General features: G+C 60.4%; 19 protein-coding genes, 1 tRNA gene and 1 riboswitch. Of the genes, 11 read left to right on the forward strand and 9 right to left on the reverse strand.

Annotation, left to right across the window (positions count from 1 at the left end):
* Position 1: 1 nt before the first annotated feature.
* The 3 genes from ACK9YZ_RS00710 to ACK9YZ_RS00720 form a co-directional block, all read right to left on the reverse strand.
* Positions 2-418, reverse strand: a complete 417-nt coding sequence (locus tag ACK9YZ_RS00710; RefSeq protein WP_416065333.1) for a hypothetical protein — start codon at positions 416-418, stop codon at positions 2-4.
* 357 nt (positions 419-775) lie between these two features.
* A tRNA-Thr gene (locus ACK9YZ_RS00715) sits at positions 776-851 on the reverse strand.
* Positions 852-975: 124 nt separating this feature from the next.
* Positions 976-1,935: an NAD(P)H-dependent flavin oxidoreductase gene (locus ACK9YZ_RS00720; RefSeq protein WP_416065334.1), complete on the reverse strand. Its 960-nt coding sequence runs from the start codon at positions 1,933-1,935 to the stop codon at positions 976-978.
* A 379-nt stretch (positions 1,936-2,314) separates the two neighbouring features.
* On the opposite strand from ACK9YZ_RS00720, the gene ACK9YZ_RS00725 reads away from it, so the two are divergent.
* A complete protein-coding gene (locus ACK9YZ_RS00725) occupies positions 2,315-3,565 on the forward strand; it encodes a hypothetical protein (protein ID WP_416065335.1) in 1,251 nt (416 codons plus the stop codon).
* A gap of 38 nt (positions 3,566-3,603) precedes the next feature.
* Here the strand turns inward: ACK9YZ_RS00725 and ppk2 are convergent, their stop codons facing one another.
* Positions 3,604-4,485 carry a polyphosphate kinase 2 gene (ppk2, locus tag ACK9YZ_RS00730; RefSeq protein WP_416065336.1) on the reverse strand — a complete coding sequence of 294 codons (882 nt, stop codon included), beginning with the start codon at positions 4,483-4,485 and terminating at the stop codon, positions 3,604-3,606.
* Complete coding sequence (locus tag ACK9YZ_RS00735) at positions 4,455-4,634, reverse strand: hypothetical protein (RefSeq protein ID WP_416065337.1); 180 nt, start codon at positions 4,632-4,634, stop codon at positions 4,455-4,457. The genes ppk2 and ACK9YZ_RS00735 overlap by 31 nt, the downstream gene beginning before the upstream one ends.
* 96 nt (positions 4,635-4,730) lie before the next feature.
* Between ACK9YZ_RS00735 and phoR the strand changes: the two genes are divergently transcribed.
* The 7 genes from phoR to phoB all read left to right on the forward strand — a co-directional run bounded on the left by phoR (position 4,731) and on the right by phoB (position 12,551).
* Positions 4,731-5,954 (forward strand): phosphate regulon sensor histidine kinase PhoR, encoded by a 1,224-nt coding sequence (gene phoR / locus ACK9YZ_RS00740; protein ID WP_216756926.1) that lies wholly within the window; start codon positions 4,731-4,733, stop codon positions 5,952-5,954.
* A gap of 198 nt (positions 5,955-6,152) precedes the next feature.
* Positions 6,153-7,187 (forward strand): substrate-binding domain-containing protein, encoded by a 1,035-nt coding sequence (locus ACK9YZ_RS00745; protein ID WP_416065338.1) that lies wholly within the window; start codon positions 6,153-6,155, stop codon positions 7,185-7,187.
* A gap of 165 nt (positions 7,188-7,352) precedes the next feature.
* The gene (gene pstC / locus ACK9YZ_RS00750; RefSeq protein ID WP_416065339.1) at positions 7,353-8,834 is read left to right on the forward strand and encodes a phosphate ABC transporter permease subunit PstC; all 1,482 of its coding nucleotides are present in this window, start codon (positions 7,353-7,355) and stop codon (positions 8,832-8,834) included.
* Complete coding sequence (pstA, locus tag ACK9YZ_RS00755; RefSeq protein WP_416065340.1) at positions 8,831-10,153, forward strand: phosphate ABC transporter permease PstA; 1,323 nt, start codon at positions 8,831-8,833, stop codon at positions 10,151-10,153. Before pstC ends, pstA begins: the two co-directional genes overlap by 4 nt.
* A 14-nt stretch (positions 10,154-10,167) precedes the next feature.
* Positions 10,168-10,983, forward strand: coding sequence for a phosphate ABC transporter ATP-binding protein PstB (pstB, locus tag ACK9YZ_RS00760; RefSeq protein WP_216756930.1), 816 nt, complete (start codon positions 10,168-10,170; stop codon positions 10,981-10,983).
* Between the two features lie 44 nt (positions 10,984-11,027).
* Positions 11,028-11,741 carry a phosphate signaling complex protein PhoU gene (phoU, locus tag ACK9YZ_RS00765; protein ID WP_007821274.1) on the forward strand — a complete coding sequence of 238 codons (714 nt, stop codon included), beginning with the start codon at positions 11,028-11,030 and terminating at the stop codon, positions 11,739-11,741.
* A gap of 126 nt (positions 11,742-11,867) precedes the next feature.
* On the forward strand, positions 11,868-12,551 hold the full coding sequence (gene phoB, locus ACK9YZ_RS00770) for a phosphate regulon transcriptional regulator PhoB (RefSeq protein ID WP_004672768.1): 684 nt from the start codon (positions 11,868-11,870) through the stop codon (positions 12,549-12,551).
* 220 nt (positions 12,552-12,771) lie between these two features.
* On the opposite strand, the gene ACK9YZ_RS00775 is transcribed toward phoB, so the two are convergent.
* Both ACK9YZ_RS00775 and ACK9YZ_RS00780 read right to left on the reverse strand, forming a co-directional pair.
* Positions 12,772-12,942, reverse strand: a complete 171-nt coding sequence (locus ACK9YZ_RS00775) for a hypothetical protein (RefSeq protein ID WP_416065341.1) — start codon at positions 12,940-12,942, stop codon at positions 12,772-12,774.
* Between the two features lie 341 nt (positions 12,943-13,283).
* Complete coding sequence (locus tag ACK9YZ_RS00780) at positions 13,284-13,814, reverse strand: GcrA family cell cycle regulator (protein ID WP_216756932.1); 531 nt, start codon at positions 13,812-13,814, stop codon at positions 13,284-13,286.
* Positions 13,815-14,237: 423 nt separating this feature from the next.
* Here ACK9YZ_RS00780 and ACK9YZ_RS00785 point away from each other — a divergent pair, with 423 nt between their 5' ends.
* The 3 genes from ACK9YZ_RS00785 (at position 14,238) to ACK9YZ_RS00795 (ending at position 17,483) form a co-directional block, all read left to right on the forward strand.
* Positions 14,238-15,437 carry an aspartate aminotransferase family protein gene (locus tag ACK9YZ_RS00785; RefSeq protein WP_216756933.1) on the forward strand — a complete coding sequence of 400 codons (1,200 nt, stop codon included), beginning with the start codon at positions 14,238-14,240 and terminating at the stop codon, positions 15,435-15,437.
* A 44-nt stretch (positions 15,438-15,481) separates the two neighbouring features.
* Positions 15,482-16,399, forward strand: coding sequence for an ornithine carbamoyltransferase (gene argF / locus ACK9YZ_RS00790; RefSeq protein ID WP_216756934.1), 918 nt, complete (start codon positions 15,482-15,484; stop codon positions 16,397-16,399).
* 91 nt (positions 16,400-16,490) lie between these two features.
* Positions 16,491-17,483 (forward strand): Hsp33 family molecular chaperone, encoded by a 993-nt coding sequence (locus ACK9YZ_RS00795; RefSeq protein ID WP_416065342.1) that lies wholly within the window; start codon positions 16,491-16,493, stop codon positions 17,481-17,483.
* Here ACK9YZ_RS00795 and apaG read toward each other — a convergent pair whose 3' ends face one another.
* Together apaG and ACK9YZ_RS00805 are read right to left on the reverse strand one after the other, a co-directional pair.
* On the reverse strand, positions 17,484-17,876 hold the full coding sequence (gene apaG, locus ACK9YZ_RS00800) for a Co2+/Mg2+ efflux protein ApaG (protein ID WP_183728254.1): 393 nt from the start codon (positions 17,874-17,876) through the stop codon (positions 17,484-17,486). It lies immediately after the preceding gene.
* A 244-nt stretch (positions 17,877-18,120) separates the two neighbouring features.
* Positions 18,121-19,305: an O-succinylhomoserine sulfhydrylase gene (locus ACK9YZ_RS00805; RefSeq protein WP_416065343.1), complete on the reverse strand. Its 1,185-nt coding sequence runs from the start codon at positions 19,303-19,305 to the stop codon at positions 18,121-18,123.
* Positions 19,306-19,351: 46 nt separating this feature from the next.
* Positions 19,352-19,430: riboswitch (SAM riboswitch) on the reverse strand.
* Between the last annotated feature and the right edge of the window lie 9 nt (positions 19,431-19,439).

The raw sequence follows: 19,439 nt of genomic DNA on the forward strand, positions 1-19,439 counted from the left end.
CTTACCCGGCACAGGTGTTGATACCATCACGGACAACCAGCGCCCACTTCGGCCCGAGGGTATCTCTGGCAGAAAGCGCGTTCTGGCTCCCCGGTTCGCCCTCCTTGAACATGTGAACAGAGAGGTCCTGATTGTGCCCACCTGTCACGAATGTTGGACCGGGGTTATAGACCGTATTCCCGCTGTAGTATCCGGTGTTTCCGTAGACCGTTGCGGTTCCGGTCGTCGTATAGGAACCGGGCATCTGGACAACGCGAGTTGTATCAGCGCCTGCCTGGCCAACGATGATATAACGGTCATAGCCAGCTTTGATTGTTTCGATCGCAGCCTGCTTTGCTGCCACTTTCATCGCGCCGGTGTCGCCACAGATCGGCGCCGCGCGCGTTTTGATGATGATTTCATTCTGAGCCGTACGCATCGAGCTGGACGCCGCACACGATGACAGGGCGCCGGCAGCCAGCGCGAGCAATATCGGTAATCTCATGAGTCTCCCCAAACGTTTTTGGGCAGTTTAAGATCAGGTTGTAATTTGGCAACGGGAAAACATGAAAGGTTGAAAATAAGTCTGGAAAATCGGTGTTGTCACAGGGGAAGCTATGCTTCCTTCGCGATCATTTCGATGAATTCCGCGGCTTTCGTGATCCTTGCTTGCTCGGGTTTTCGTCATCCTTCTTGGTGACGAGCCGAACGCTTGGAATTCCCTGGCTCAGGAACCGATGCCCCGCGCCTCAACAGCTCTCGGCACATCCTGAAAACAAGTCATTGGGAGGAAAAATGGTGCCGCTTACGTGACTCGAACACGTGACCCCATCATTACGAATGATGTGCTCTACCGACTGAGCTAAAGCGGCAATCCGGCGGGAGAAGCGTGTCGCCCGCGATTTGCATGGGGCTGATACAGGCATTGTCTGAAGATTTCAAGCACCCTCTTATGCCCCCGGGCAAAAAAGCTGAAGCCTGTGGAAAGGCCGGCGGTTAGAGCGCCAGCCGGGCGCGGGCGGCGTGATATTCCGCTTCCAGCCGGTCGACCAGCTTTGCCACCGGCTCCACCGCCTTGATCGCGCCGATGCCCTGGCCGCTGCCCCAGATGTCCTTCCAGGCTTTGGCGCCGCCGGCCGCCTGCTCGAAATCCATCTTCGAGGGGTCGGCGTCGGGCAGGTTGTCCGGGTCGAGGCCGGCGGCGCGGATGGAGGGTTTCAGGTAGTTGCCGTGCACGCCGGTAAAATAGTTGGAGTAGACGATATCGGCCGCCGCTCCCTCGACGATCGCCTGCTTGTAGGCCTCGGAGGCGCGGGCTTCCTCGGTCGCGATGAAGGGGGTGCCGATATAGGCCATGTCGGCGCCCATCGCTTGAGCAGCCAGAACGGCGCCGCCGGTCGCAATCGAGCCGGCCAGCAGCAGCGGGCCGTCGAACCAGGAGCGGATCTCCTGCACCAGCGCGAAGGGAGAAAGCGTGCCCGCATGGCCGCCCGCGCCCGCCGCAACCGCGATCAGCCCGTCAGCGCCCTTGCGGATTGCCGAATTGGCGTGGCGGTTGTTGATGATGTCGTGCAGCACGATGCCGCCATAGGAATGCACCGCCGCATTCACCTCCGGCACCGCGCCGAGCGAGGAAATGACAACAGGCACCTTGTATTTCACGCAGAGCATCAGATCGTGCTCCAGCCGCTTGTTCGACATATGGACGATCTGGTTGACCGCGAAGGGGGCTGCCGGCCGCTCCGGATGCCTGGCATTATAATGGGCAAGATCTTCTGACATCATCGCCAGCCATTCGTCGAGCTGGCTTTCCGGCCGCGCGTTGAGCGCCGGAAAGGCGCCGATCACGCCGGCCTTGCATTGCGCCAGCGTCAGCGCCGGATGCGAGACGATGAAAAGCGGCGAGCCGATGACCGGCAGTCTCAGATTATCCTTGAGGATCGGGGGCAGGGCCATGCTTTCACCGTTTTTTGACGTTTACGAAAACGTCAATTTAATATCAGAGCCGGCGCCCGAGGAAAAGATCAAGAGGGGAACGCGCGCTCTTTTCCGTAAACCTGTCCAGTTTCGGACTATCTAGAGCAATCCAGCCAAAGTGTGCAGCGGTTTTGCGTCTGGAATTGCGTAAAAACAAGCAGATAGAGCACTTTCGTGTTTCGAAGAAAAACGAAAGTGCTCTAATGGAGCTCTGGAGCATTGCGCTGCATCGCTTTTCCCCGCCGATGCGCTCTGGAAGGGGTGCAAGGCTTGCGGTTTGCCGCACTTGCCGCTACCCAATTTTGACAGGCATTTTATCTTTTGCGGTGGATGTCTCTGGAAACGTGAAGGACTTGACGTGAGCGGACTAGAAACGGCCATCAGAACTGCCCTCGATAGTTCCGACCGCGACAATGCGGAAGTCCGTGCACGCATCTATCAGTCTGCCCGTCAGGCGCTGGAAGCCGGTCTGCGCAAGCAGGATATCACTGATGCCGATGTCGTGGCCTATCATCGCCATCGTCTGGAAACCACGATCCATACGATCGAGAGCGAGGAGCGCGCCCGTCTGCATCCGCGTCAGGGGCCTCCGGAGGTTCCGGTCCCGCCCGTTGTCGAGATGCCCGAGCCAAGCCATCCCATAGAAGAGCCCGTGCATCACGTGGAAGAGCCCGCCTATCGTGCGCAGGTGCCCGTCCATCGCGAGCACGAGGATGACAGCCTGGCCGTTACAGGTGAAACGCGCGGCTACAAGGCCACTTCCAGGCGTACGGACGATGCGAGCCTGGATGATGTACACGCCAGCAGCGCCGATCAGCTGGGGGCGGCTCCCGAGGCAGAGATGCGGGCAGAGGCGCGCGCGACGCCGGACAGGCGCGGCGGCATGGATTTCCGCCCGGAGCGGGCCGCCGTCCGCCGCAAGCCGCGCAAGTTCTTTTCGCGCCTGCTCGTCTGGTGCGTGGCTCTCGCCTTCATCGGCACGGGTGCCTGGTGGGTCTATACATCCGGCCTGCTGATGACGGCGGCCGAGCGCGACACCAGCGTCGCCAATCCGCCCGCCAGCACCCAGCCGGAAGATTTCAACGGCGAAGACGCAACCGGCAACGGTGCTTCGCCGCATAGCGATGAACCGGTCACCATCGACCCGCAAAACAGCTTCTCGGCAGACTGGATCGAGATCTTCAAGCCCTCGGATGCCGACAAGATCCAGGCTGGTCAGCGTGCGCGCACGGAAAATGTCACCGAAACCGAAGGTCCGGCCGTCCGCCTGACCTCAGAGAGCGCCAACTCGGATGGCAATGTCTCCATCAGCGTTCCCGCCAATGTCCTGCAGCAGCTTGCCGGCAAGTCCTCGACCATCGCGCTGACCCTGCAGTCCACCACCGACGAGCCCACGCAGATCACCGTCGAGTGCGATTTCCAGTCGCTCGGCAATTGCGCCCGCCATCGTTTCAACGTCACGCGTGAAAAATCGGACGCGCTGCTGCAGCTGCGCTTCGACCGGTCGCTGGCGCCGAATTCGCCCGGTCGGCTGATGATCAACAGCGATGTCGACGGCAAGGCCCGCGGCATCAATCTCTTTGCCGTGCGGATCCTGCCGGGCCAGTAAGCGGCCCGGCTGTCTCGGCCCCGGTTATCTCGTGAAGTTTACTTCAGGAAGCCAGGACCCGAGCCGATGATCTTGTCATCAAGCGTGCCGATGGCATCCTTGTCCTTGCCGTCATAATCCATGGTCTTCAGCATGTGGCGGATGAGGTTGAGCCTCGCCCGGCGCTTGTCATTGGCGCGGATCACGGTCCAGGGTGCGAACTGCGTGTGGGTTTCCTTCAGCATGCGGTCGCGCTTCTCGCTGTAGTCGCCCCATTTGGTCAATGCGGCTATATCCATCGAGGAGAGCTTCCAGACGGCGAGCGGATCGTGCCGCCGGTCGTGGAACCGCTTGATCTGCATTTCCCGGCCGATATCGAGATAGAACTTGAAGAAGAATATGCCTTCGTGAGCGATGATCTTTTCGAGCTGCGGCGCCTGGTGCAGAAAATCCTCATACTGTTTCGGCGTGCAGAAGCCCATGACCGGCTCCACGCCGGCACGGTTGTACCAGGAGCGGTCGAAGAGCACGAATTCGCCCGATGTCGGAAACTGCGCGATATAGCGCTGGAAATACCATTGGCCCTGTTCGCGCTCCGTTGGCTTGGAGAGCGCCACCACCCGGGCAAGGCGTGGGTTCATGTGAGCCGAGGATGCCTGGATCGAGCCGCCCTTGCCGGCCGCGTCGCGCCCTTCGAAGAGCGCCATCACCCGTTTGCCCGTCGCCTGCAGCCAGAACTGCACCTTCACGAGCTCGATCTGCAGCTTCCTGAGTTCCCTGAGATACTCGTCTTCCTCAAGCTTCTTCTTGTAGGGGTAGCCGCCGGATTCCAGCGCATGTTCATCCACCCAGTCGGGCAGGGCGGGGTCGTCAATATCGAAGACGTGCTTCTTGCCCCTGATATCCAGCTCTAAAGCTCTGCTTTCGACGTCTTTGGCCATCGTCCTCTCCCGCGCACAATGATTTCGTTTTTCGGCAGGCGAACATATTTATCATTGAAAATCAAATCCGCTGCGTAAGCAAAGCGCAATCCGGTGCCGCGCGGCTGCGGCTTTTCGCGCAAGTTTCTCAAACGGAAAACTTCTGTCATGAAAGCCGGCTATCAGGCAGAGTTTGAATATAAAGAAAACGAATCGATGCCGTGAGGGGCGCTTTGGAAGACGAAACGTCATGGACGAAAAGCCTGTTGGCGCGCATCCGGCGCGAACGCCCGGTTTTGCTGGCAACGCTGCTGAGCGCGCTGGTGGCGCTTGCTGCGGGCATGAACAAATGGATCGTGCTCGCCCTGCTGCTCGTGATGGTCGTCACCGCGCTTTTCAAGGAGGCGCCGGTCATCAGGGCTGATGTCGTCGAGCCGGTCGAACCCGAGCCTGAAGTGCCTCAGAGCCGCCTGCCGGAGGTCTCCGCCACGCTGGCCGGTCTCGATATCCCGGTCATGGTGCTCTCGCAGGATGCCTCGGTGCTGTTCCAGAACCGCGCGGCCGAAAAGGCCTTCGGCGAGGTGACGCTCGGCTCCCATATATCGGCGAGGCTGCGTTCCCCCGGCGTCCTGGACATGGTGCGCGAAACCATCGCCACCAACGCGCCGAACCAGATCGAACATTCCGAGCGCCTGCCCTCCGAGCGTGTCTATATCGTTCGCAGCGCTCCGGTCGAATTCAAGGATGATGACGGCCGCGACGAGCGCTATTACATCCTCTCCTTCCGCGATATTTCCGAGGTGCGCCGTATCGACCGCATGCGCTCGGATTTCGTCGCCAATGCCAGCCATGAGCTGCGCACGCCACTTGCCTCGCTGCGCGGCTTCATCGAAACCATCCAGGGTCCGGCAAAGAACGATCCCAAGGCGCAGGCGCGCTTCCTCGGCATCATGCTCGACCAGGCAACGCGCATGAGCAGGCTTGTCGACGATCTTCTGTCTCTATCCAGGCTCGAACTCAAGTCGCATATCGCCCCCGATGAAAAGGTGGATTTGGTGCCGCTTCTCGGCCATGTCAGGGATTCGCTTGTGCCGCTCGCAAGGGATGTCGGCGTCTCGATCAACCTGCACCTGCCGGAGGGCAGGGTCGAGGTGCTGGGAGATCGTGATGAACTCGTCCAGGTCTTCGAGAACCTGATGGAGAACGCCTGCAAATACGGCCAGGAAGGCGAAGTCGTCGATGTCTGGCTGAAGAACGGGTCGGGCCAGCCGGTGGAGGTCAGTGTCGTCGACAGAGGCCCTGGCATTCCGGCCGAACATGTGCCGCGCCTGACGGAGCGTTTCTATCGCGTCAGCATCGAAGACAGCCGTTCCAAGAAGGGCACGGGCCTCGGGCTTGCCATCGTCAAGCATATTCTGACGCGTCATCGTGCACGGCTGATCGTAAAATCCGAAGTCGGCAAGGGAACGGAGTTTACCGTGCGTTTCTGACGCATTATGTCGCACACGATTTAATACCGCTATATTTTTACGTTTAATATCAATGATTTATACTGTCATAAATGTTTCATCGATCTGACATAAAAGGACGGTGCTTAAGGCGCTAAGAGAGTCCTGCCGATGAAAAAAGGCAATGCGAGGGCCTCTTCGAGGCCGCACTCACACAAGCCCAAATGCCGGGAGATTCAAATGAACACCTTTAAACTTACTGTTGCCGCGCTCGCTGCAACCGCCGCTTTTGCTGGCGTTGCTGTTGCCCGCGACCAGATTCAGGTTGCTGGTTCCTCCACCGTCCTGCCGTACGCAAAGATCGTCGCCGAGTCGTTCGGCGAAACCTTCACCAACTTCAAGACGCCGATCGTCGAATCAGGCGGCTCGAGCGCCGGCCTCAAGGAATTCTGCAAGGGCGTCGGCGAAAACACCATCGACATCGCTAACTCGTCCCGCGCCATCAAAAAAAGCGAGATCGAAGCCTGCCAGGCTGCCGGCGTAACCGACATCCAGGAAGTCAAGATCGGTTATGACGGCATCGTCTTCGCAACCGACGCGTCTAACCCCGATGTCGCTTACGTTCCGGCCGACATTTACAAGGCTGTGGCTGCCCAGGTCGTCGTTGACGGCAAGCTTGTCGCCAACCCCTACAAGAAGTGGTCGGAAGTGAACCCGAAGCTCCCGGCTGTTGATATCGCTGCCTACATCCCCGGCGAAAAGCACGGCACTCGCGAAGTCTTCGAGGAAAAGGTCTTGGCAGCTGGCTGCGAAGCATCGGGCGCCGCAGAAGTCATTAAAACCGCCATCTCGGACAAGGCCGCTCAGGGCAAGGCCTGCATCGCAGTCCGCAAGGACGGCGCTGCAGTCGACATCGACGGCGACTACACCGAAACGCTGTCTCGCATCGCCGCCAACAAGACCGCGGTCGGCGTATTCGGCCTCTCCTTCTATGAAAACAATGCTGACAAGCTCAAGGTCGCGACCATGAGCGGCATCGTTCCGTCGACGGAAACGATCGCCAACGGCACCTACCCGGTTTCCCGTCCGCTGTTCTTCTACGTCAAGAAGGCACATCTCGGCGCCGTTCCGGGCCTGAAGGAATATGTCAACTTCTTCGTATCCGACCAGATGATCGGCCCTGAGGGTCCGCTCGCCGAATACGGCCTCGTTGCCGCTCCGGATGCAGAGCGCGAAGCGATCCGTAAGGACGTAGAGGCTGGCAAGACCATGTAATGACTTTGCCGGCGCGACGCTTGGGGTGTCGCGCCGGCATCGCCTTATCTGCCCGGCACCGTCAGGTGCCGTGCGGATAAAATTCTTCTCCATGATATTGAAGCCGATGGCATGCTCCTGGAGCTGCCGGGCTCTTTGGGGGCTGTGGGCCTGGGGACGTAACGAATGAGCACATCCATCATACTCTTGTGCCTGGTAGTGATCGGCGCCGTTGCCTATGTGGCTGCGCGCAGCCGCGCTGCCGCACTTTCCGGCGGCAGGTCTTCTGCCCTGCATTCGCGGCCGGCCTATTATGGCTCCTATGCCGCGATCTGGGCTGTTCTGCCGTCCCTGATCGTTCTGTGCGTCTGGCTGGCTGTCAGCCCGGGCATCATATCCTCCTCCGTTCGCGGCGCCTTTCCTGAAGACGTGAAGGCCCAGCCGGCCGTCCAGCAGGACCTCGCCTACAGCATGGTCGCCACGGTTGCCCGCGGCATGAACATGCTGACGTCGGATGAGGTTTCTTCCCTCTCCGGCGATCCCGCCGGCCTGCAGGCAAAGCTCAGCGAGAAGGGCGTACCGCTCGCCGGCGAGCCGCAGCCTTACATGATCGATGCCGCAAAGACCCTGAACGCGGAGAGCATGACGAGCCGCCTCTTCATGACGGCGATCGTGCTGCTTATCTCCGTTGCGGGCGCTTTCTACGCGCTTCGTTCCGTTGCTCCGCGTTTCCGCGCCCGTAACCGCGTCGAGCGCGTCATGCTCTGGGCGCTTCTCGGGGCATCCTCCCTCGCCATTCTGACGACGATCGGCATCGTGCTCTCGATGCTGTCGGAAGCGGCCCGCTTCTTCGCGGTCGTTCCCTTTGCCGACTTCTTCTTCGGAACGGTCTGGGATCCGCGCTTTGCCGGTGCAGGCAGCTCCTCCTTCGGCCAGTTCGGCCTCATCCCGCTGCTGCTGGGCACGCTCTATATCGGCTTCGTCGCCATGCTCGTTGCCGTGCCGGTCGGTCTCTTTGCCGCCATCTACATGGCCGAGTATGCCTCTTCGAAGGTCCGCTCGCTTGCCAAGCCGCTTCTCGAAGTGCTGGCCGGCATTCCGACCATCGTCTACGGCTTCTTCGCCCTTGTCACGGTCGGCCCGTTCCTGCGCGATCTCTCGGCGAATGTCAGCGGCCTCCTGAGCGGCAATTATACCAACTTCATCCAGGCGCAGAGCGTCATCACCGCGGGCATCGTCATGGGCATCATGCTGATCCCCTACGTTTCCTCGCTCTCCGATGACATCATCACCGCCGTGCCGCGCTCGCTCCGCGACGGCTCGCTCGGTCTTGGCGCCACGCGTTCCGAGACCATCAAGAAGGTCGTTCTGCCGGCGGCACTTCCCGGCATCGTCGGTGCCCTGCTGATGACGGCGTCCCGCGCCATCGGCGAAACCATGATCGTGGTTCTCGCAGCCGGTGTCGCCGCCCGTATCCAGATCAATCCCTTCGAGCCGATGACGACAGTGACCGTCAAGATCGTCAACCAGCTGACGGGTGACCTCGAGTTCACCTCGCCGCAGACCCTGGTTGCCTTCGCCCTTGGCATCACGCTGTTCTGCATCACGCTCTGCCTGAACATCTACGCGCTCTACATCGTGCGCAAATACCGGGAGCAGTACGAATGACGAATATTGTTTCCCCCGTCGCCGGAGTGACCGTTTCCAAGGCGCCCGCGCGTCGCGACATCGGCATCAAGCGCCGTTATGCCGCCGAGCGCCGCTTCCAGGCCTATGGTATCGCCGCGATCGCCTTCGGCCTGATCTTCCTGTTTATCCTCCTGTGGACGGTCATCGGTAATGGCTATACCGCCTTCCAGCAGACGGCGATCACGCTGCCGATCGAGTTCACTGAGAAGACCATCGACCCGGACAACAAGCGTGCGACCGATTCCTCGGTTCTGATCGCCGCCAACTACCCGGTTCTCCTGCGCGACGCGATCGTCAAGCAGCTTGGCATCAATGCGTCCAGCCGTCCTGACGTGCGCGACGCAACCGCCATGCTGTCCAAGGGCGCGCCGATCCAGCTGCGCGACATGGTCGTCGCCGACCCCCAGATCATCGGCAAGACCGTCAATGTCACGCTACTCGCCGATGCCAATATCGACAGCGCCAACAAGGGCCAGATCGACCTCACCGTCGATGAGAAGAACCGCAAGGTGAACGACAAGCAGCTCGGCTGGATGAACGAGCTGAAGGCGAGCGGTGCTCTCCACAAGCAGTTCAACACCGGCCTCTTCGTCAACGGCAATTCCAGCCGTCCCGAAGCTGCAGGTCTCGGCGTCGCTCTCATCGGCTCGCTCTACCTGATGCTGATCGTTCTTGTCCTTTCGCTGCCGATCGGCGTCGCCGCCTCGATCTACCTCGAGGAATTTGCGCCCAAGAACAAGCTGACGGACCTGATCGAAGTCAACATCAACAACCTCGCAGCCGTTCCGTCGATCGTCTACGGTCTGCTCGGCCTGTCGGTCTTCATCAACTTTGCCGGCCTGCCGCGTTCGGCATCGCTTGTCGGCGGGCTGGTGCTGGCACTGATGACGCTGCCGACGATCATCATCGCGACACGCGCGGCGCTTCGTGCCGTGCCGCCGTCGATCCGCGCAGCCGCACTCGGCCTCGGCGCCTCGAAGATGCAGATGGTGTTCCACCATGTGCTGCCGCTCGCAATGCCCGGCATCCTGACCGGCACGATCATCGGCCTTGCCCACGCACTCGGCGAAACCGCGCCGCTGCTCCTGATCGGCATGGTTGCCTTCGTCGCCCAGGCGCCGACCACGCCGCTCGATCCTTCCACCGCACTTCCGGTGCAGGTCTACATGTGGGCCAACGAAGCCGAACGCGCCTTCGTGGAAAGAACCTCGGGTGCCATCATCGTCCTGCTCCTGTTCCTGATCGTCATGAACCTCGGAGCTATCCTCTTGCGTCGTCGCTTTGAGCGCCGCTGGTAAACGGAGTAAAGATCATGAACATGTTGACGGAAGCTGCAGTCGAGAAGGCGCTGGACCAGAAAATGAACAACGTCCCGTATAAGATGATCGGTCAGGATGTCTCCGTCTATTACGGAGAGAAGCGCGCGCTTTTCGATGTCAATCTGAACATCCGCGAAAACACCGTGACCGCCCTGATCGGCCCGTCTGGCTGCGGCAAGTCCACCTTCCTGCGTTCGCTGAACCGCATGAACGACACGATCGACGGCTGCCGGGTCACCGGCAAGATCACGCTCGACGGCGATGACATCTACGATCCCGATATCGACGTCGTCGAACTTCGCGCCCGCGTCGGCATGGTGTTCCAGAAGCCGAACCCGTTTCCGAAGTCGATCTACGAAAACGTCTCCTACGGCCCGCGCATCCACGGCCTCGCCAAGTCCAAGGCAGACCTCGACCAGATCGTCGAGTCCAGCCTGCAGCGCGCCGGCCTCTGGAACGAAGTCAAGGACCGCGTGCATGAATCGGGTACCGGCCTTTCCGGCGGTCAGCAGCAGCGCCTGTGCATCGCGCGCGCCGTTGCCGTCAGCCCGGAAGTCATCCTGATGGACGAGCCCTGCTCGGCGCTGGACCCGATCGCGACTGCAAAGGTCGAAGAGCTGATCCACGAGCTGCGTGAAAACTACACCATCGTCATCGTGACGCATTCCATGCAGCAGGCCGCCCGCGTCTCACAGCGCACGGCCATGTTCCACCTCGGCAATCTGGTTGAGGAAAACGATACCGACAAGATGTTCACCAATCCGGACGATCCGCGCACCCAGGACTATATCATGGGCCGGTTCGGCTGATTTTGGCGATGTGAAGCCTTCCCGATTTTCGAGGACAAAGCCCCATGGCATCGACACATATTTTTTCCGCCTATGACGACGATCTGAAATTCCTGTCCCGGCGCATTTCCGAGATGGGTGGTCTTGCCGAACAGATGGTCGGCGAGGCCGTCCGTGCGCTGGTCAACGGCGATACGGCGCTCGCCCAGAAGGTCATTTCCGACGACGTCATCCTCGATCACGCCGAGCGTGAGATCAATGACAAGGCGATCGTCACGATCGCCCGTCGCCAGCCGATGGCCTCCGACCTTCGCGAGATCATGGGTTCGATCCGCATCGCCGCCGACCTCGAGCGCGTCGGCGATCTTGGCAAGAACACCGCAAAGCGCGTCATCGCCGTCCAGAGCACCGGCGTTCCCCGCAAGCTTGCCCGCGGTCTCGAGCATCTCTCCGAACTGGCGCTCGTCCAGCTCAAGGAAGTGCTCGACGTCTACACGACGCGTTCCGCTGACAAGGCCAAGTCCATCCGTGAGCGCGACGACGAGATCGACGCGATGTACACCTCGCTGTTCCGCGAACTCCTGACCTACATGATGGAAGATCCGCGCAACATCACGAGCTGCACGCATCTTCTCTTCTGCGCCAAGAACATCGAGCGCATCGGCGACCATGCGACCAATATCGCCGAGACGATCTACTACATGGCAACCGGCGCCCAGCCCGAAGGCGAACGTCCGAAGGACGACAGCTCCAACACCGTTGGCGCCGTCACCGAGTAATCCTGATCTGCCGATTGCATGCGCGCCCGCGCGGGCGCGCATGGGTGCAGCCAATTCCGAGTTCCTGCATGATCCCTGCTTAAATCACCCCCGGTTTAAGGATCATGCATTAGGAGACTGACACGCATGATCCCAAGAGTTGCAGTTGTTGAAGATGAAGAGGCGCTGAGCGTGCTTCTCCGCTACAACCTCGAAGCGGAAGGTTTCGAGGTGGATACGATCCTCCGTGGCGACGAGGCCGAAATCCGGCTTCAGGAGCGCACGCCCGACCTGCTCATCCTCGACTGGATGCTGCCGGGCGTTTCCGGCATCGAGCTCTGCCGCCGGCTGCGCATGCGGCCGGAGACCGAGCGTCTGCCGATCATCATGCTGACGGCGCGCGGCGAAGAGAGCGAACGCGTTCGCGGCCTCTCGACCGGCGCGGACGACTATGTCGTCAAGCCCTTCTCGACGCCGGAACTTGTCGCCCGCGTCAAGGCGATGCTGCGTCGTGCCCGTCCGGAGGTTCTTTCCAGCGTTTTGAAGTGCGGGGATATCGAGCTCGATCGCGAAACCCATCGCGTTCATCGCAAGAGCCGTGAAGTCCGCCTCGGCCCGACCGAGTTTCGCCTGCTCGAATTCCTGATGTCGTCGCCGGGCAGGGTCTTCTCCCGCTCGCAGCTTCTGGATGGCGTCTGGGGCCATGATATCTATGTGGACGAGCGCACCGTCGACGTCCATGTCGGCCGCCTGCGCAAGGCGCTGAACTTCTCCAACATGCAGGATGTCATCCGCACCGTTCGTGGCGCGGGATATTCCATGGAAGCCTGATCCGAGTGATCGGAGGTCCAGACGGGTCGCTCGCTTGCCGGGCGGCCCGTTTGTCTATTCGGCTGCGTTTTTAGGAGTAGGCGTTGCCTCGCTCACACTTTGACCGACATGTTTCTTGCATCGCGAGGGCTGAAGCCATGATGGGGAGGGCTGCTATGCGCCATCAGGAGACGTTGGCTTCGGCTCGCTCGTGCGGCCACCCTTGTCTCCCTTGATGTGATCATGGGGAGCTCAGGTCCAGACCGAGCATGCTGCTAAGGACAAAGGCGAGGAGCCCCACGCCGAGTAGCGCCAGCATGAAGACTGCGGCCATCTTGCCGCCCGTGCGCAGTACCGCTTGCCGCTCCCCCATCTCGCTTCGATCGTAATGCCACTTGATGGCGAAGAACATGGCCGTTCCCAACGCGAGAACCTTGAACGTAACAAAGACTACAGGGACCCAATCCATATCAGAGACTCTCATGTGCACCAGCTACGCGCCTTATGATCCCATCTTAGGCAAACGCATACGTCCTATTGTGCAAGGCTGATATGTAACAGCGGGGGCGGTTTCCTGGCCTGTATCGTCGGGTTCGGGAATGACCGCTTAGGGCCGCCAGAAGGCTTTGAGCACTTATTGCCCCACCGACCAGTTCCACGGCAGGAGTTCTGCGACGGGCAGAAAAATTTCGCCCCCCCTGCGCGTCAGCGAAGAGGGGCGACGAAATGCTGCATTTCTGGGCAAGGCGTGGATCAGGCGACCCGGACAGCCTTGCGGCGTTCGCTCATCGGCTGATAGGCGAGACGCTGGTGGTAGTTGCAATAGGGCGATGAATCCGGGGAGTCGCAGCCGCAGAAGTAGAAATCGTCCTTCATCGGATCGCCGACCGGCCATTTGCAGGTGCGTTCCGTGAGTTCCGTCAGGCCGAGGCGACGGGAGATAGGCACGACCACGTTTTTGGCCGGTACATATTCCATTTCCTCGACAGTTTCGATCTCGATCTCTTCCTTCAGGACAGTTGCGCCCTGCTGACGGGTAACGGTGCGGGTGGTGATGCGAGACGCATAGTTCGGGGCGCGGGGAGCCGAGGTATTGCGCTTCGGTGCACGCGCAGCGGTTGCCGTGCCGCCGGCCTTGGCGCGGCCAGGAAGACTGAGCCGGTGAACCTTGCCGATAACAGCGTTTCTACTGACGCCGCCAAGTTGCGCTGCGATCTGGCTGGCGCTCAGCCCCTCCGACCAAAGCTTCTTGAGCTTTTCGACACGCTCGTCTGTCCAGTTCATGCCCTGTCTCCACCTTTCGCGTTGGTGATGGCAGAATCCCTCACCGTTGCCTCGGAAACTTCCAAAGCAAGAAACGCCCGATCAATTTTGGTGACTAGTTCCGCCGCATGCAGTCTAGTAATTGAACTTTAACCTAGTGTGAGCCTGACTCTGTGACAAGAGTCGCAGGAATCCGATGAATCCGAATTCGTAGTTTTCCCCAACTTGCTTCCCGACAGAGTCATTTCTGCAACATTAGCTGTTGATAGACCTGTAAAGCCGATTACCGGCTTGACGCATGCGCTAAATCCTCAGTTTTGTTGACATTGCAGTGCGAAAAGTAAATAGTGGGCCGGGCCGCCGAAAGGCGGCATTTTTAATTTTTCGGACCTGGTTTTCTTAGCCGGAGTCCGGTGCCCCGGAACCTGATCAGGAGATCGCGCCATGGCTGAAGCCTCGCCGCTTTATGACACCTATTCTCGTGCCCCATTGCGGTTCGAGCGAGGTGAAGGCGTCTGGCTGATCACCGACACCGGCGAGCGATATCTGGATTTCGGCGCGGGCGTTGCCGTCACATCGGTGGGGCATGGCAACCCGCATGTCGTGGCCGCGCTCAAGGATCAGGCTGACAAGGTCTGGCACCTTTCGAACGTCTACGAGATCCCCGGCCAGGAGAAGCTTGCCAAGCGGCTGACGGATGCCACCTTCGCTGACAAGGTGTTCTTCACCAATTCCGGCGCTGAGGCTCTGGAATGCGCGATCAAGACGGCGCGCCGCTACCAGTTCTCCAAGGGCCACCCCGAGCGCTTCCATATCATCACCTTCGAAGGCGCCTTCCACGGCCGGACGCTGGCGACCATCGCCGCCGGTGGCCAGGAGAAATATCTCGAAGGTTTCGGTCCGAAAACCCCTGGATTCGATCAGGTACCCTTCGGCGATATCGAGGCTGTCCGCGCCGCGATCACCGAAAAGACGGCCGCCATCCTCATCGAGCCCGTGCAGGGCGAGGGCGGTGTCCGCCCCGCGACGTCAGAATTCATGAAGGCGCTCCGCCAGCTCTGCGACGAGCATGGCCTGCTGCTGATCCTCGATGAGGTCCAGACAGGTGTCGGCCGCACCGGCAAGCTTTTCGCCCATGAGTGGTCGGGTATCACGCCTGATATCATGGCCATCGCCAAGGGTATCGGCGGCGGTTTCCCGCTCGGTGCCTGCCTTGCAACGGCAGAGGCCGCGTCCGGCATGAAAGCCGGCACGCATGGCTCAACCTATGGCGGCAACCCGCTTGCCATGGCTGTCGGCAGCGCGGTGCTGGATATCATCCTGGCCGACGGCTTCCTGCAGCATGTGCGTGATGTCGCCCTCGTTTTCCGCCAAGGCCTTGCCTCGCTCAAGGATCGTTATCCTGACGTAATCGAGGATGTCAGGGGCGAAGGTCTGCTGCTCGGCATCAAGGCCGCTATTCCCTCGGCTGAGCTGTTACAGGCGATCCGCGCAGCACATCTTCTGGCAATCCCGGCGGGCGACAACGTCATCCGTCTGCTTCCGCCGCTGGTCGTAACCGCAGAGGAGGCGCGCGAAGGGATTTCCCGTATCGAGCATGCCGCCGAAAGCATCCGCGCCGCCAAGGTCAAGAAGACCGCTTGATAGGATATTGCCCCGCCCGCCGGCGGGCGTAGCAGGTAAAGAACATGGCTTCCCCGAAACATTTCCTCGATCTCTCCGCAGTCACCGCATCCGACCTCAGAACCATCATGGAGGATGCCAAGCTGCGAAAGCAGGCATTCAAGGCCGGCACCGCCGACAAGCCGCTCGCCGGCAAGATGCTGGCCATGATCTTCGAGAAGCCGTCGACCCGAACCCGCGTCTCCTTCGATGTCGGCATGCGCCAGCTCGGCGGCGAAACGCTGTTTCTGTCGGGCACCGAAATGCAGCTCGGCCGCGCCGAGACGATCGGTGACACCGCCAAGGTTCTGTCGCGCTATGTCGATGCGATCATGATCCGCACGACCGAGCACAGCCGTATGCTGGAGCTCGCCGAGCATGCCACCGTGCCTGTCATCAACGCGCTGACGGACGATACCCATCCCTGCCAGATCATGGCCGATGTCATGACTTTCGAAGAGCATCGCGGCCCGATCAAGGGCAAGACGATCGCCTGGACGGGCGACGGCAACAACGTGCTGCATTCCCTGGTGGAAGGAGCCGCCCGTTTCGGCTACCGCATGAACATGGCCGTACCCCTTGGTTCCGAGCCGAAGGATCACTATCTGAACTGGGCCCGCAATGAGGGCGCCGAAATCATGCTCTACCATGATGCTGACCGTGCGGTCGCCGGCGTCGATTGCGTGGTGACCGATACCTGGGTCTCCATGAATCAGGAACATCGGGCTCGCGGTCACAATGTCTTCCAGCCTTATCAGGTCAATGCGCATTTGATGGCGCAGGCCGGCAAAGATGCGTTGTTCATGCATTGCCTTCCCGCCCATCGCGGTGAGGAGGTGACGGATGAGGTGATCGATGGCCCGCAATCCGTGGTCTTCGATGAGGCGGAAAACCGTCTTCATGCGCAGAAGTCGATTCTTGCTTGGTGCCTGGGCGCGATCTGAACCATAATCGGATGTCGCGAGTCCAAAACTCGCGGCTGCGCAAGCAGCCGGTGCGCTAGCCGGCTGCTCTGACAAAACAGGAGTGAAAGCCATGGCAGAAGCTGCCGCCGCCCTCGGCGAGTTCGATTTCGCCGGCGATGATCATGTCGTCCCTTTCCAGGTCGAAGGGCTGGATGTGCGCGGTCGCGCCGTCCAGCTCGGCCCGATGCTGGATTCAATCCTCGAACGTCATCATTATCCTGCACCCGTCGCCCGCCTTCTGGCGGAAGTGGTGGTGCTCACGGTGCTGCTCGGCACATCGCTGAAGTTCGACGGCAAATTCACCGTTCAGACCAAGAGCGACGGTCCCGTCGATCTGCTGGTCGCCGATTTCTCGACGCCGGAAAACGTCCGGGCCTATGCCCGATTCGATCAGGCCTCGCTCGACAAGGCGATTGCGGCAGGCGAAACCGAGCCTGAACAGCTTCTTGGCAAGGGTGTGCTCGCCTTTACCATCGACCAGGGCAAGTTCAGCCAGCCCTATCAGGGCATCGTCGCGCTTGACGGTACCTCACTGGAAGATATCGCCGGTGTCTATTTCCGTCAGTCGGAGCAGATCCCGACGCGTGTGCGCCTTGCCGCTGCCGAGCTCTTCGATCGTGACGATCATGGCAAGCCGCGTCACCGCTGGCGGGCAGGGGGCCTCGTTGCCCAGTTTCTGCCGGAAGCGCCGGAGCGTATGCGCCAGGCCGATCTTCACGGCGGCGATGGCGACACGGGCGAACGCGCCCATATCGAGGACGATGCCTGGGCGGAAGCCCGCTCGCTCGTCGAAACCGTGGATGCCGATGAGCTGACCGATCCGCTGGTCGGCACGGAACGCCTGCTGTTCCGCCTCTTCCACGAACGCGGCGTGCGCGTCTACGATCCGCGCGCGGTCTTCGATCGTTGCAGCTGTTCGCGGGAAAAGATCGGCAACGTGCTGAAGGGTTTCAGCGCCGAGGAAGTAGAGGAAAGCCAGGAAAACGGCGAGATCGCCGTAACCTGCGAATTCTGCTCCACGACCTATCGCTTTCCGGTAAACGAGGTTGCACCGGCGGAGTGATCAGTTCAGCACCCTGAGCAGGCCGGGTGAATCCAAGGAGAAGGCGGGGATGTCGACATCGAACAACTCGCCTTCGTCCGTCTCCATCTGGTAGTGGCCGAACATCAGGCCGGATGGCGTATCCAGCGGACAGCCCGATGAATATTCGTAAGTATCGCCTGGCTGCAGCCGCGGCTGTTCGCCAACGACGCCGGGGCCGCTGACCTCGTCGATCTGCCCGTTCTGGTCGGTAATATTCCAGTAGCGGTTGACGAGGCGCACGGCTATGTCGGAGTTGTTGGCGATGACGACGCGGTAACCCCAGACATAACGATCATCGTCCGGATCGGATTGCTCCTCCAGATAAAAGGGTTCGACAACCACTTCGATGTCTCGTGTGAGGGCGCGATACATGCCTTACACCTTAGTCAAGATATGTTACCCGTATCTTATAAGAGGCCCCATCCGTCAAGAAATGGGACAGTGATCGCGGCCTCGCCACCCCGGTTGGGCGGTCTTTCGTTCATTAAGCCTAACTCTCGGTGTTAATTTCAAGGCAAATGCTGCTGTCGCGGCATGATCCCTGGCATTCTACTCTTTGAAACTCATGCATCGGCCCGAAAATCGATCCCGATTTTCGGGCCGATGCATGAAAAGATCAGGCCGAAACCTTGGACAGCGCGCGGGCGAAATCCTCAAGGAGATCGTCCGTGTCTTCGATGCCGGCCGAGAGGCGCACCGTGCCCGGCGAAATGCCGAGTTCGGCGCGGGCCTCATCCGTCAGGTTCTTGTGCGTCGTCGTGGCCGGATGAGTGATCAGGCTCTTGGAGTCGCCGAGATTGTTGGAGATCTTCACGATCTCAAGCGCGTTCTGCAGCGCAAAGGCCGCTTCCTTGCCGCCCTTCAGCTCGAAGCAGACGAGCGTCGAACCGCCCGACATCTGCTTGGCGATGATGTCGGCCTGCGGATGGTCCTTGCGGCCGGGGTAGATGACTTTGGCGACCTTGCCCTGATCGGCCAGGAAATCGGCGATATCAGCCGCGTTCTGCGTCTGCTGCTTGACGCGCAGCGGCAGCGTCTCGATGCCCTTCAGCAGTGTCCAGGCATTGAAGGGCGACATGGCCGGGCCGGTGTGGCGGAAATAGTCATGCAGGTTCTCGTCGATCCATTCCTTGTCGGAGAGAACCACGCCGCCGAGGCAGCGGCCCTGACCGTCAATATGCTTGGTCGCGGAATAGACGACGATATGCGCGCCGAGCTCCAGCGGCTTCTGGAAGAGCGGCGTCGCAAAGACGTTGTCGACCACGACCTTCGCGCCGATCTGGTTGGCGAGCTTGGCCACACCGGCTATATCGACCACTTCCAGTGTCGGGTTGGTCGGGCTTTCCAGGAAGAACACCTTGGTCTTCGGCGTAATCGCCTTTTCCCAGTTCTCCAGATAGCGGCCGTCGACCAGCGTGCAGTCGATGCCGTATTTCGGCGCCAGCGTCTCGACCACCCAGCGGCAGGAGCCGAAGAGCGCACGCGCTGCAACGATATGATCGCCGGCCTTCAGCTGGCAGAGAATGGCGGCGGTGACGGCAGCCATGCCGGAAGCCGTGGCGCGGGCATCTTCAGCGCCTTCGAGAGCGCACATGCGCTTTTCGAACATGTCGTTGGTGGGGCTGCCGTATCGGGCATAGATAAATCCATCCGTCTCGCCCTTGAAGCGCGCCTCTGCTGCCTCGGACGTATCGTAGACGAAGCCCTGCGTGAGATAGATTGCCTCTGACGTCTCGCCATATTGCGAGCGCAGCGTTCCGCTGTGGACGAGTTGGGTTGCCGGGCGCCAAGTCTTGCTCATGCCATCACCACTTTCAAACAACAAAAAAACCGGCCGCAAAAGCAGACCGGTTTCATACCCGGTCTTTTTAGCCACTTGTTTAACGTGGCTGCAAGCCGACCGGCCAAATCACCACGGGATAAATTTGCAATACT

The organism is Rhizobium sp. ZK1, from assembly GCF_047782645.1.
GTDB lineage: Bacteria > Pseudomonadota > Alphaproteobacteria > Rhizobiales > Rhizobiaceae > Rhizobium.